Source organism: Lysinibacillus sp. SGAir0095 (assembly GCF_005491425.1).
In the GTDB taxonomy this organism is placed as follows: Bacteria; Bacillota; Bacilli; order Bacillales_A; family Planococcaceae; genus Ureibacillus.
Genome location: NZ_CP028083.1, coordinates 1,764,441 through 1,777,635 on the forward strand (window position 1 = coordinate 1,764,441; position 13,195 = coordinate 1,777,635).

Consider the following 13,195-nt stretch of genomic DNA (forward strand, 5'->3'; position numbering starts at 1 on the left):
ATATTACTATCCAATTATAATAATAACGACTTTATTTTCCGATGAAAAATAATAGTTTATTTTAAACTATTAGAAATATCGGAAATATATTTATTTTATATGTTTCGAAAATCGTAAATAGAATTGAAAATGCAAATTTAATAGAATTATTTTATATTAGAAAGTGAAATAGAGGTATTCTATTGGAAATCTATTAGTAAGAGATTTGCTACTTCTATACTTTTTTAACCTTAATAATAACTTTATTGGTAATTCTTAATATATAATGGTGATATTCAAATATCGATTAAAATAGGTGATTAGAATGAATACATTAAATGGCAAAAAGGTTTTAATTACAAGTGGTGGTACATTAGAAAAATGGGATAATGTGCGTGGCCATACGAATTTATCTAAAGGAGCGATGGGTTGCTTTCTTGGAGAGGCTGCATTAGCTGCTGGGGCAGAAGTGATATATTTACATGGCTATTTTGCCAAACTTCCACAAAACGCAGATGAAATGCGATTAGTGATGTTTGAGGGTATTGAAGATTTGGGGGCTAAAATACAGTCGATCGTCCAAAATGAATTTGTCGACTATCTCATCATGGCGGCTGCAGGATCCGATTGGATTATTGATAAGGTATACGATCAATCAGGTAATCTTTTGGAGGAAAAAGGGAAAATGCCTTCAGATGAGCCCCCTGTCATTCATTTTAAAAAAGCACCGAAAATATTAGGCCAGATTAAAGGATGGTCACCTCATACAACACTAATTGGTTTTAAATTGGAAGCGACAGAAGATGTTGATTATCTAATTAGTCGAGCTAAATTACGTATGGAATCATCAAAGGCTGAGCTAATGGTTGCCAACAGCTCGAAATCGCTTTATGGAATGGACGAGCCGCATTTCATCGTTGCTCAGGATGGTGAGGTTTTGAAAGTAGAAGGAAAAGAAAAAACAGCAAGTAAGTTAGTAGAGATATTAGCGAGCAGATAAGAGTTGAAAAGACTGGATTCCTCCAGTCTTTTTTCTATAGAATAACAGGATTCTTACTTTATACTTTTTTTTCTGTGTATAATGAAATGTAAATAGAATGGAAGGATTGGAAGGGTATGTCATTGCAAAGTGTAAAAGAACATTTGAAAAAATTTAATCGTGAACAAGATATATTAGAATTTGACCAAATTAGTGCTACAGTTGAACAAGCAGCTAATGCTCTTAATGTAATTCCTGCAAAAATAGCGAAAACCCTGTCCTTTAAAGATAAGGAAGGTCACGCATTTTTAGTTGTAACAGCAGGAGATGCTAAAATTGATAATAAAAAATTCCGTTCTCAGTTTGATGTAAAAGCAAAAATGTTGATGGCAGAGGAAGTAGTAGAGCAAACTGGGCATGTCATCGGAGGGGTTTGTCCATTTGGTTTAGCAAAAGATTTAAAGGTATATTTAGATATTTCCATGAAACGCTTTAAAACTGTTTTTCCAGCCTGTGGAAGCGTCAATTCCGCTATAAAATTAACTTGTGATGAGCTAGAACAATATTCGGGAGCCGTTCTTTGGATAGATGTCAGCAAAGACTGGGATGCCGCAGTCAGCACAAGCTAAATTTAGCAATAAACGATAGAGGGAGGAGAAGATTCATTGTATTTATTTGATCATCTTGTTCATTTTGTGGAAAAACCCGAACAACTTGTAGAAAAAACCAGAGAAATTGGGTTACATACTGTTAATGGTGGTAAGCATGAAATGTGGGGAACATATAACTCATTATGTTACTTTGGCTTATCTTATATCGAATTTATCGGGATTTTCAACGAGGCTTTATTTGAAGAAGCAGCTTCCAAACCTTTCACTTTACATGAAACATATAAATTGAAACAATTTCAAAATGGAGTAGTTCGTTTAGCTATGCGATCAACTTCGATTGAAGAGGATGCAGAAAAACTAAGCTCATTAGGCTATGAAGTATATGGACCAGATAATTTTTCCAGAACACGACCAGACGGTTCTGTTTTGAAATGGAAGCTGCTTCACTTTGGAAAACAAGGTCAAAGTCTTGAATTCCCATTCATCATTCAATGGGAAGGAAATGACAATGAGCGCTTAAAAGATCTTACTGAGTCAGGTACAATTAAACCTCATCCACTTGGTAACCTACAGATCAAAGCAATCGAATTTGAGGTTGAAGATTTAACGATTGCAACGGAGTGGGGAAGAGCTTTTGATTTTGAGGTAGAAGGTACAGACATTGCAAAAATGGTAAAAACCCCGAACTGTATATTAACCTTTAAAAAATCTGCAGGGGAAAATAAAATCTCTCAAATTTCCATTCATGGTGGAATGGAAAAACTAGAAGTAGTGTTAGAGGGAGCGAAATATCTCTTCAATAAATAAACGCTAGTATAAGAACATGGTTTGAGTATTTTCTCAGAGCATGTTCTTTTTTTATGATTGCTCTTGAAATTAAGAACAAATGTTCGTATAATGAATTTAAATTAACTAGTTGTTGGGGAAAGTGAGTGATCGAAATGGATTTACCGAATGAAATAAAACCAATGATCCATTTGTATGTCATTTTAGAGTTAGCGATTAAGTCCGTCAAACACGACCAGAAATTATTTGAATCATTTAAAGTGAAACGACCATATTTATCTTTTTGTACACAGCAGTTAGAAATGTTGAAAGAGGAATTTAATAAAGTATCAAAATTACTATATAAAAAGGGTGTAACCTATGAAAAGTATCAATGTTTTAATCAAAATGAATGTCTATACAGCTTCAATTATCGGGGGAAAATCATACCCTTAAAGTACCATGGTGAAATACTGAAAGAGCAAGTAGAGCGAAAAATTAACTTGTTAATAAAAGAAGTTTCTGGGGAAGTGTCACCATGAATAATGATGAAAAAAATGACCGCCTTTCTGAGGTGGAACGGAAAAAGTTAATGGCAGAAATATTGCCTATTCTTGAAAAGAAATCCCAAGAAGAAATTAAATTTGCATTACATCTACTAACTTTAAAAGGAAAGAATGAATTGCAGAAATCCCTAAAAAGAAGGCATTCCCAGCATAATCTCTAATTTCTTTATGAATTATAGTATCTAGGTCCTAACCACATCGACAACGATTGTTGCAATAAAATATGTAATGATCGAAATGATCGCACCCATCAATCCGAATAGAAGAAAAGCAAAAATAAATATAAAGATATTTATGATAAAAATAGATTCGCCAACTGAATAAGAAGTTCTACTGGAAATTAGAATTGCTAGCACGTCAGTCCCATCCAATGCTCCACCGTTCCGAAGGACAATACCAATGCCCATCCCAAGTAGAATAGCACCTATGAAAATCAATAATATAGAATTTCCATATAGGAAGGGTGGAAATACGTCCAAAATTCCAGTTGAGACAGTTAATGCAACGATTCCTAACATGGTACAGAAAGCGAAGCGCTTTCCTAAGTGAATATAGCCTAGCAAAATAAAAGGGATATTCAGTATAAATAGAAGAGCACTTAATGATAACCCAAGTACTTCCGAGAGCATCATCGATACACCAGTTATTCCTCCATCAATCAACCCATTCGGAATTAGAATTACTTCGAGACTAATAGCAGCCATAAAAGCACCTGCAATAATCCATGGAATTTTTTGAAGTAGGTCGTAAATATAAATTTTATAGAGCTTTTTTGATCTCAAATAAGTTCCCCTCTTATGTATAGTAGGAGGAAAAGTTAAAATATTTTAACTTTCCAATGCCTATATCAAATTTATGAGTTCTTCATGAATAAGATACGTACTCTGTTTAAATAATTGAAAATATGAAATTGAAGAAGGTTAAAAGGACATTTCAAATTAAGAGTTATTGTAAAAAAGGAATTTCCCTCATATAAATCGAAGTAAGTAGATGGAAGGAGGTTTGAAACGTGCAAAAGCGATCAGTTTTGGAGCTAATATTTATGTCTATTTTTATATTTATTGGCATTACATTTTTTACAGGTATAGCTGCAATGTACACTTTGATTATGGGGGAAATTCAATATATTGGGCTTATACTCGCAGTAGCAATTCTATTGTTTTTAACCTTTATCTATAATTTATTCCAATTGTTTAAAATGAAAAAAGGGAAAGTAGTATTTTTTACAATCGCATTTATAGCCTTAGGACTGGGATTTATAAAGCCTATACAGGAAGGGTATAAAAACCAATTGGGTACCGTAGATTCTGAGGTGGATATTTATGAATACATGCCTTTTTCAAACAACACTAAGCTTGCCACTTTAAGCGAACCATCTTCATTACAAATTAAAGAAAACCTGCCTAGAATTGATGGGGCAACCGCATTATATCCTTTATACTCATCAGTTGTTCAAGCTACTTATCCAGATAAAGAATATGATTTACATAATAGTGAAGTGATTGTGAGCACAACTCCAAATGCCTATACGAATTTATTCGAAGGAAATGTTGATATGATTTTCGCAGCGGCACCCTCGAAGGCACAACTAAACCGTGCAGAGGGGCTTGGACTAGATTTAAAATTAACTCCAATTGGAAGAGAAGCCTTTGTATTCTTTGTGAATAAAAAGAATGACATTAATGGCTTATCAAGTGAACAGTTAAAAGGTATTTATTCTGGAGAAATCACCAATTGGGAAGAAGTTGGGGGAGGAAATGACAGTATTCGTGCATTTCAGCGACCTGAAGATAGTGGTTCCCAGTCTGCCTTGCAAGCATTTATGGAAGAAACGCCAATAATGGAAGCACCGACTGAAGATGTTGCAACTGGGATGGGAGGCATTATAAGCGAAGTATCACAATATAAAAACTATAAAAATGCTATAGGCTATACTTTTCGTTTTTACTCGACTGGAATGGTCCAAAATAACAAAATAAAATTACTTGAGATTGATGGGGTTCCTCCTACAAAAGCGAATATCCGAAATAATAGTTATCCAATTGCTTCGGAATTCTACATTGTTACAGCTGGAACAGAAAACCAAAACGTAGAAAAACTGATTGACTGGATCTTATCCCCAGAAGGACAAGAACTTGTTGAAAAGGTTGGTTATGTTCCACTTCTTGAGTAGAAAAATCCACCAATTTATTTCGTGCTGTAGTCATTGATTCTTCATACTATTTCTCTCATATAAAAATGAAGTATCGATTAATCGATACTTCATTTTAAGTAGTAATGTTTTAAAAATAAAAAAACCAGTCTTACTTGTATGTCTGACTGGCACCAACTTATAGTTTTACAACATTTGAGGCTTGGGGACCGCGATTTCCTTCTACAATATCAAACGACACAGGTTGTCCCTCATCTAACGTTCTAAATCCTTCTTCTTGTATGCCAGTGAAGTGAACGAAAACGTCTTCACCATCGTTGCATTCAATGAAACCATAGCCCTTTTCATTATTGAACCATTTCACTTTTCCTTGGTGCATAGAGGCGTTCTCCTCCTATTTCGTAGTTCGGCATGTATTAATATGAAGCTATTCCGAATTAAAATATACATGATTGTTATAATAGTGTCAACATTTTGACATTTTATCTAGATAACTTGTCCTTTTTGTTTGTCATAATAAGTTTATAATTAATCTAGACATAGAGAGAAAGTAGGCAGAGAATATGACAACAACAAAACCATTATCTGATTTACAAATTGCAAGTCAAACGAAGATGAAGCCGATAACGGAGATTGCACAGTCTGCTCAAATCCCACTCGATGCAATCGAACAATACGGCAAATATAAAGCAAAAATTGATAGTACGAAAATTTCAGGAAGTACAAATGGGAAAGTAGTTCTTGTTACAGCAACAAGTCCAACCCCAGCAGGTGAAGGAAAGTCGACAATTACTGTTGGCCTTTCAGATGCTTTAAAGCAATTACAGCAGAAAGTAATCGTAGCATTACGAGAACCTTCGCTAGGGCCGGTAATGGGGATCAAGGGTGGTGCAACCGGTGGCGGCTACTCACAAGTTGTACCGATGGAAGATATCAATCTACATTTTACGGGAGACTTGCACAGTATAACGACTGCAAATAATGCCCTAGCTGCTCTCATTGATAATCATATACATCAAGGAAACGAGCTTCAAATTGATCCAAGACGAATTACTTGGAAGAGGGTATTAGACATAAACGACCGTGCCTTGCGTAACATCGTTGTGGGGTTAGGTGGTCCAGTGCAAGGTGTGCCACGTGAAGATGGCTTTGATATTACGGTAGCGTCTGAAATTATGGCCATCTTTTGCCTAGCAACAAGCTTAGAAAATTTAAAGGAACGCCTAGCTAATATTGTCATCGGATACACTTATATGAAAGAACCTGTATTTGTACGTGATTTGGGAGTTGAAGGAGCTTTAACCCTATTGTTAAAAGATGCGTTTAAACCGAATTTAGTTCAAACGATAGAGGGTACTCCAGCACTGGTGCATGGTGGTCCGTTTGCTAATATTGCACATGGGTGTAATTCGATTATTGCCACGCAAACTGCACGGAAGCTTGCTGATATTGTCGTGACAGAAGCTGGTTTTGGAGCAGATTTGGGTGCAGAGAAATTTATGAATATCAAGGCACGCCAAGGTGGTTTTGCTCCGGATGCTGTAGTTGTTGTCACAACGATTCGCGCTTTAAAGATGCATGGAGGAATTTCAAAAAACGAGCTTTCAAAAGAAAATGTAGCGGCTTTAAATAGTGGAATTCCGAACTTAGAAAAGCATATTGATACGATTCGTCAATTTGGTATTGAACCCGTTGTAGCATTAAATCGATTTATCACGGATTCAGAAGCTGAAATTTATACAATTTTAAATTGGGCTCATGCAAACGGTGTCCGTATAGCACTTACGAATGTATGGGAAGAAGGCGGCAAGGGTGGACTTGAACTTGCTGAGCAAGTACTTGAAGTGCTTCAAGAACCACATCATTTTACGCCTCTTTATAAAACGAATGCGTCAATTAAACAAAAAATCAATACAGTTGTTCAAAAAGTATACGGTGGCGAAGGTGTCCAATTTACAGAAAAAGCGAAAAAACAAATTGCCCAAATAGAGCAATTGGAATGGGATGATCTCCCTATTTGTATGGCTAAAACGCAATATTCATTATCGGATGACCCAAAACAATTAGGTCGACCAGAAGGTTTTAGAATTACTGTGCGAGAAGTTATTCCTAAGTTAGGTGCAGGATTCCTCGTTTGTTTAACAGGCGACATCATGACAATGCCAGGCTTACCAAAGGAACCAGCTGCTCTTCGTATGGATGTAACTGAAGATGGACATGCACTTGGCTTATTTTAATCGTTAAACCGATATGTATTGTCCCTTAAAAGTTAGGCACTTGTCTAATTTTTAAGGGATTTTTTCTATACTGGTTTACTTACTGAAGGAGTCAAACACTACTTTTTCACTCAAAATGTTAAATATTGTATAAATTGTATGTTTTGCGGAGTAGTTCCATTAATTAATAGGCATTTATGTTGTATCATTGTAAAGTAGATGTTTCCAATACGAGATTATACAGGTAGGAGGAATAGAGGATTATGAAGGATATGATTGAAATCTATGGGGCCAAGGAGAATAATTTGAAAAATGTTTCTCTGATGATTCCAAAGCAAAAACTAGTTGTTTTAACAGGACCATCAGGCTCAGGTAAGTCGACCTTAGCAATGGATATTTTACAAAGGGAATGTCAAAGACAATATATGGAATCTATGGGGATGCCTACAGAGGGGATGAGCAAGCCGAATGTTGAAAGAATTATTGGGCTTTCACCTTCCATAGGTGTAGGGCAGCATGTGACAAATCGAAATCCTCGTTCTACAGTTGGTACAGTTACGGATATGTACACGTATTTACGACTTATTTATGAAAAATTGGGTGAACGACAATGTCCAAATTGTCACGAGCTTATTCCTCCTACTATTTCTCAAGGTGAAACAACTGAAGAAACTGGGTTCAAAGAGTATATCTATTGTCCTCATTGCAATGAGCGATTAGAAAAATTAACGAGATCACATTTCTCATTTAATACGTTAGAAGGAGCATGTGATTCTTGTGGAGGTTTAGGAAAAGTAGTTGAAATTAACATAGACTCACTCTTTCAAGAGGACTTAAGCATGGAAGATGGAGGAGTTCTTCATGCACATTGGCAAGGAACTTATGGGGATTATAATAAGGGTATCTTCAAAGAAGCTACAAAGCACTATGGAATTCCTTTTGATGAAAAACTACCGTTAAAGGATTATTCTGCACCATTAAAGGATTTACTGTTATATGGTGTTGAGGATGAAAAATTCATTGTACACTTTCCAGACGTAAAGCCACCTAAAACGGTAGGAAAAGGGAAATTTGTAGGCATATTAGCTGCCATGTGGAGAAGGTATAAAGAGGGGAGTTCTTCTGACGCTGACTATTTCTATACAGATACTTGTCCAGAATGCGAAGGGAAAAAGTTGAAAAAAGAAAGTAGAGAAGTGTTCGTAAGCGGCAGATCCATAACAGAGGTTTCATCCGATTCATTAGACAAGATATATGGATGGTTAAAACAACTGGCATCTGATATACCACAAGAAAGTAGTAGCCTAATAGAAACATTTCTACATGATTTAACAACCAAAGTATCTCGGATTATTGATGTGGGTCTAGGTTATTTATCCATTGACAGACAAACGATTACGCTTTCTGGAGGGGAAGCGCAGCGTTTAAGATTAGCTTCCATCCTAGGATCAGGATTGACTGGCGTATTGTATATACTAGATGAACCAACAGCTGGACTTCATCCAAAAGATACGAAAGGCTTGGTTCAAATTATGAAGCAATTAAGAGATTTAGGAAATACAGTACTCGTAATCGAACATGATGTGGAAGTGATGCGAGAAGCTGATTACATTATCGATATGGGCCCGGGCGCAGGAAGTTTTGGTGGACAAGTAGTGGGTGAAGGTAGTTTGGAGTCTCTAATTGAACAAGAAGCTTCGGTAACGGGTGCCTTTCTAAGAGTAGAAGAAAATGCCGTTTTCAAACGTAGAGAGGGCACTGGGGATACGATTACAATTCACAATGCGTACAAACATAATTTGAAAAATGTTACGGCAACGTTTCCGCTTGGCTGTCTAATATCTGTTTCGGGTGTTTCAGGTTCAGGGAAGTCAACTTTAGTATTTGACGTACTAAACTCATATGATGATGGAAAAATTGAAGGATGTGACAACATAACGGGTTTTGAGTCAATTTCCAGAGTAATATCCGTCGATCAATCTCCCCTAAGCCGTATGCAACGATCGAATGTTGCAACCTATACAGATATCTTTACACTAGTTCGGAATTTATATGCTAGTCTACCAGAAGCAAAGTCAAAAGGGTTAAAAGCCAAAGAATTTTCGTTCAACACACCTGGTGGTCGATGTGAAAATTGTCAGGGTTTAGGGTTTGTAACGATTAACATGCATTTTTTGCCCGATCTAGAAGTACAATGTCCAGTATGTCATGGAAAAAGGTTTACAGAAGAAATATTAGCAGTGAAGTATAAAGGATATTCTATTTCCGAAATTTTAGATCTTTCAATTGAAGAAAGTCTAGAGATTTTTGAGGATAATAAGAAAATATTTCCGATGATTCGTTTATTAATTGAAATTGGTCTAGGTTATTTAAAATGGGGACAATCGCTTACAACCTTATCTGGTGGAGAAGGGCAACGACTAAAATTATCGAAGGAATTAAACAAACCGACAAAAGACCATACCTTGTATGTATTAGATGAGCCATCCACAGGACTTCACCCAAGAGATATTAAACAGCTTCTATTATTGCTGAATCGATTGGTCGATGTGGGGAACACAGTGATTGTCGTTGAACATAATAGTGATATTATACGTGAATCTGACTGGATCATTGATCTTGGTCCAGAAGGTGGTAATGCAGGAGGGGTAATTATAGCACAAGGTACACCAGAACAGATTGCAGCCGAGAAAGCTTCTTACACTGGAGTATATTTAAACTTATAAATATAAATAAATAGGAGCTTTAAAAATGGAAACTCAAAAAAATAGTCTCAAACCTTTTTTATCATTAATCTTTTCTATTGGAATTCCTAAGGCAGCACTTGCTTTTGGGTTAATCTTTAGTCTGATTACAACGATTGTCGGACTAACAATCCCTATGCTGACTAGAGAATTTGTTGATGGTTTCTCCCTTTCTAAAATTAGTACTACCTTAATCGTTCTTATAGTTGGCGTCTTTATCCTGCAAGCAGTTATTGATGGCGTTTCGACCTATTTACTTGCGTATGTTGGTCAAAAAGTTGTTGCTAATATGCGAGAAAATATGTGGCTCAAAATGATAAAATTGCCAGTATCCTATTTTGATACTCAGCAAAGTGGAGAATCGGTTAGTCGAATCGTTAACGATACAGGTATTGTGAAGGATTTAATCTCGCAACATTTCCCACAGTTTATTTCAGGATTGATATCCATTATTGGAGCAGTCGTGATATTGTTTGTCATGGATTGGAAAATGACTTTAATCATGTTAATCTCAGTACCAATTACGGTGGCTATTATGGTTCCTTTAGGATCGAAAATGGCAAAAATATCAAAGGGTTTACAGGATGAAACTGCTACGTTTTCGGGTAATATCCAGCAAACTATAAGTGAAATCCGTCTGATGAAATCTTCTAATGCGGAAAACTTTGAGGAGCAAAAGGGCAAAAAGGGAATTCGTTCACTTTTACAATATGGATTGAAGGAAGCAAAGATTTTCGCATTAATAGGACCATTTATGTATACCGTAGTCATGTTTGTTATCGTAACAATCATTGGATATGGTGGTATACGTGTGGCAGAAGGAACGATGACAACCGGTTCACTTGTTGCTTTTCTATTATATCTATTCCAAATTATTTTCCCTATTACATCCTTTGCCATGTTCTTTACACAGCTTCAAAAAGCAAAAGGTGCAACTGAGCGGATTATTAATATTTTAGAAATGCCTCTTGAAGAAGGACAAGAGGGAGTTGAAATGGATATTAAAAATGAACCAATTCGGGTTACCAATGTTTACTATGCCTATAATGAGGACGAGCCTGTTATTAAAGATGTCTCATTTGAGGCAAAACCGGGTGAGATGATTGCCTTTGCAGGTCCAAGTGGTGGTGGGAAAACAACCCTCTTTGCTATGCTAGAAAGATACTATATTCCAACTGCCGGAGTCATTAAAGTAGGGAATACACCAATCAGCGAAATTTCACTCTCTTCATGGAGAAGTCAAATTGGCTATGTATCACAAGAAAGTGCCATGATGTCAGGAACGATTCGTGATAATCTTTGTTATGGATTAGATGAAGAAGTTTCAGATGAACAGCTTTGGGAAGTTGCAAAAATGGCCTATGCAGATGAATTTATTCGCTCCTTTTCGAATGGGCTTAACACTGAAGTAGGTGAGCGTGGAGTGAAGCTTTCAGGTGGACAAAAACAAAGAATTGCCATAGCACGAGCCTTTCTGCGTGATCCTAAAATCTTACTGATGGATGAAGCAACAGCAAGTCTAGATAGTCAATCGGAAAGTGTTGTCCAACAAGCTCTATCCAGATTAATGGAAGGCCGTACAACATTCGTCATTGCACACCGACTCTCAACAATTGTTGATGCGGACAAAATTATCTTTATTGAAAAAGGTCGAATAACTGGGATGGGTACCCACGCAGAGTTAACGGAATCCCATGAATTATATCGCAAATATGCGGAACAGCAGTTAACGTAATATAAAACTTTGTATGTCTCAAAAGGATGCTATGCAGCTTTTTGGGGCATTTTTTATGGGCTTTTTCTAAGAAATAACCGAGTTGATAAAATTAATTCTTGTTCATTTATTGACGCAGGAGTAATATGCTGTTATGGTTATACACATAAGTATATAACCGTTTAACTATAGGACAATAAAAGTATATATTGAAAAGTGGTGACACGATTGAGTAATTTTTTTGACCAAGATAAACCGATTTATTTGCAAATCCGAGAAAAAATGGAGGACCAAATCGTGAACAATCAGTTAAAAGAGGGCGATCAGGCACCTTCAACAACACAGCTTGTGAATTTTTATAAGATTAACCATGCGACAGTTTCAAAAGGAGTCAATCAATTGGTAGAAGAAGGAATTCTTTATAAAAAGAGGGGAATTGGGATGTTTGTTGCCGAAGGGGCAAGAGAAAAACTTATTCAAAAGAGAAAAGATGCGTTTAAAGAAAATTATGTAGTAGGACTGGTGCAAGAAGCCAATAAGCTAGGAATTACCGATCAAGAGTTATTTGACCTAATTAAAAAGTGCAAAGGAAGTGTATGACCTTGCGTATAGAAGTGAAAAACCTATCCTTTCAATATCGGAAACAAGATGCCTTAAAGGATATTACATTTACCGTAAATGAAAATAAAGTATATGGCTTATTAGGGAGAAATGGTGCAGGAAAGACAACTCTTTTATCTTTGTTAGCTTCATTCTGTGAACCATCAAGCGGTTCAATTACTATCAATGGAGAAAATCCATTTGAAAACGCTAAAATAATGCAGCATGTTAACTTTGTGTATAACAAAGATTTTAGAGAGGAAGCGGATACCTTAAAAAATACATTGGAAGATGTAAGGAGATATCGTCCCTATTTTGATCTGGAGTATGCCGATCATCTAATTCAAAAATTCAAATTAGCGAAAGATAAACCCTTGAAGCAACTTTCAAAAGGAATGCAGTCAGCTGTAAGTGTCACAATTGGGTTAGCAAGTCGTGCGCCAATCACAATTTTTGATGAGGCCTACAATGGGATGGACGCACCTACTAGAGAAATCTTCTATCAGGAATTATTGGAAGACCAATCTGAGCATCCACGTATTATCATTATGTCCACACATCTAGTATCTGAAATGGACTATTTATTTGATGAGGTATTGATATTAAACAAAGGTGAACTTGTTATTCAGGAAGAATACGAAACACTTATTACAAAAGGTGCATCGTTTACTGGTTCTGCAGAAATTGTAGATTCTTTTGTGCAACCTATGAATCAACTCAATACAAAGCAATTAGGGAGTACAAAATCAGTTATGGTGTATGGGGAGATAAGTGAAACTGTACGTAAAGAAGCTCAGGTTAAGGGACTTGAAGTGGGACCAATTTCACTACAGGATCTATTCATCCATCTAACAGAGGGGGAGGACTAA

At 36.2% G+C, this 13,195-nt stretch carries 13 protein-coding genes; 11 read left to right on the forward strand and 2 right to left on the reverse strand.

The annotated features are described in order from the left end of the window. Positions 1-304 precede the first annotated feature (304 nt). From C1N55_RS08615 to C1N55_RS08635, 5 genes are all read left to right on the forward strand, one after another. The gene (locus C1N55_RS08615; RefSeq protein WP_137728440.1) at positions 305-979 is read left to right on the forward strand and encodes a phosphopantothenoylcysteine decarboxylase domain-containing protein; all 675 of its coding nucleotides are present in this window, start codon (positions 305-307) and stop codon (positions 977-979) included. A gap of 116 nt (positions 980-1,095) precedes the next feature. Continuing rightward, entirely contained in the window at positions 1,096-1,587 is a 492-nt protein-coding gene (locus tag C1N55_RS08620) for a YbaK/EbsC family protein (protein ID WP_137728441.1), read from the forward strand. A 36-nt stretch (positions 1,588-1,623) separates the two neighbouring features. Then, positions 1,624-2,376: a VOC family protein gene (locus tag C1N55_RS08625; RefSeq protein WP_168193826.1), complete on the forward strand. Its 753-nt coding sequence runs from the start codon at positions 1,624-1,626 to the stop codon at positions 2,374-2,376. Between the two features lie 125 nt (positions 2,377-2,501). Then, entirely contained in the window at positions 2,502-2,876 is a 375-nt protein-coding gene (locus tag C1N55_RS08630; RefSeq protein ID WP_168193827.1) for a YhjD family protein, read from the forward strand. Continuing rightward, a complete protein-coding gene (locus C1N55_RS08635; protein ID WP_137728444.1) occupies positions 2,873-3,061 on the forward strand; it encodes a hypothetical protein in 189 nt (62 codons plus the stop codon). The genes C1N55_RS08630 and C1N55_RS08635 overlap by 4 nt, the downstream gene beginning before the upstream one ends. 21 nt (positions 3,062-3,082) lie before the next feature. Here the strand turns inward: C1N55_RS08635 and C1N55_RS08640 are convergent, their stop codons facing one another. Beyond that, positions 3,083-3,682 carry a YitT family protein gene (locus C1N55_RS08640; RefSeq protein WP_137728445.1) on the reverse strand — a complete coding sequence of 200 codons (600 nt, stop codon included), beginning with the start codon at positions 3,680-3,682 and terminating at the stop codon, positions 3,083-3,085. Positions 3,683-3,909: 227 nt separating this feature from the next. Here C1N55_RS08640 and C1N55_RS08645 point away from each other — a divergent pair, with 227 nt between their 5' ends. Further along, the gene (locus tag C1N55_RS08645) at positions 3,910-5,073 is read left to right on the forward strand and encodes a PstS family phosphate ABC transporter substrate-binding protein (RefSeq protein ID WP_137728446.1); all 1,164 of its coding nucleotides are present in this window, start codon (positions 3,910-3,912) and stop codon (positions 5,071-5,073) included. 157 nt (positions 5,074-5,230) lie between these two features. Here C1N55_RS08645 and C1N55_RS08650 read toward each other — a convergent pair whose 3' ends face one another. Next, the gene (locus C1N55_RS08650) at positions 5,231-5,431 is read right to left on the reverse strand and encodes a cold-shock protein (protein ID WP_036203795.1); all 201 of its coding nucleotides are present in this window, start codon (positions 5,429-5,431) and stop codon (positions 5,231-5,233) included. A gap of 184 nt (positions 5,432-5,615) precedes the next feature. On the opposite strand from C1N55_RS08650, the gene C1N55_RS08655 reads away from it, so the two are divergent. The 5 genes from C1N55_RS08655 to C1N55_RS08675 all read left to right on the forward strand — a co-directional run bounded on the left by C1N55_RS08655 (position 5,616) and on the right by C1N55_RS08675 (position 13,195). Continuing rightward, on the forward strand, positions 5,616-7,289 hold the full coding sequence (locus tag C1N55_RS08655) for a formate--tetrahydrofolate ligase (protein ID WP_137728447.1): 1,674 nt from the start codon (positions 5,616-5,618) through the stop codon (positions 7,287-7,289). 242 nt (positions 7,290-7,531) lie between these two features. Next, entirely contained in the window at positions 7,532-9,994 is a 2,463-nt protein-coding gene (gene uvrA / locus C1N55_RS08660) for an excinuclease ABC subunit UvrA (RefSeq protein WP_137728448.1), read from the forward strand. A gap of 25 nt (positions 9,995-10,019) precedes the next feature. Further along, a complete protein-coding gene (locus C1N55_RS08665) occupies positions 10,020-11,747 on the forward strand; it encodes an ABC transporter ATP-binding protein (protein WP_137728449.1) in 1,728 nt (575 codons plus the stop codon). A gap of 207 nt (positions 11,748-11,954) precedes the next feature. Continuing rightward, complete coding sequence (locus tag C1N55_RS08670) at positions 11,955-12,326, forward strand: GntR family transcriptional regulator (protein WP_137728450.1); 372 nt, start codon at positions 11,955-11,957, stop codon at positions 12,324-12,326. After that, on the forward strand, positions 12,323-13,195 hold the full coding sequence (locus tag C1N55_RS08675; RefSeq protein WP_137728451.1) for an ABC transporter ATP-binding protein: 873 nt from the start codon (positions 12,323-12,325) through the stop codon (positions 13,193-13,195). Before C1N55_RS08670 ends, C1N55_RS08675 begins: the two co-directional genes overlap by 4 nt.

What these genes read in the sequence shown, in the direction of transcription:
- C1N55_RS08615 (WP_137728440.1), top strand. Translation starts at nt 305, where the DNA reads ATGAATACATTAAATGGCAAAAAGGTTTTAATTACAAGTGGTGGTACA.
- C1N55_RS08620 (WP_137728441.1), top strand. Translation starts at nt 1,096, where the DNA reads ATGTCATTGCAAAGTGTAAAAGAACATTTGAAAAAATTTAATCGTGAA.
- C1N55_RS08635 (WP_137728444.1), top strand. Translation starts at nt 2,873, where the DNA reads ATGAATAATGATGAAAAAAATGACCGCCTTTCTGAGGTGGAACGGAAA.
- C1N55_RS08650 (WP_036203795.1), bottom strand. Translation starts at nt 5,431, where the DNA reads ATGCACCAAGGAAAAGTGAAATGGTTCAATAATGAAAAGGGCTATGGT.
- C1N55_RS08655 (WP_137728447.1), top strand. Translation starts at nt 5,616, where the DNA reads ATGACAACAACAAAACCATTATCTGATTTACAAATTGCAAGTCAAACG.
- uvrA (WP_137728448.1), top strand. Translation starts at nt 7,532, where the DNA reads ATGAAGGATATGATTGAAATCTATGGGGCCAAGGAGAATAATTTGAAA.
- C1N55_RS08665 (WP_137728449.1), top strand. Translation starts at nt 10,020, where the DNA reads ATGGAAACTCAAAAAAATAGTCTCAAACCTTTTTTATCATTAATCTTT.
- C1N55_RS08675 (WP_137728451.1), top strand. Translation starts at nt 12,323, where the DNA reads ATGACCTTGCGTATAGAAGTGAAAAACCTATCCTTTCAATATCGGAAA.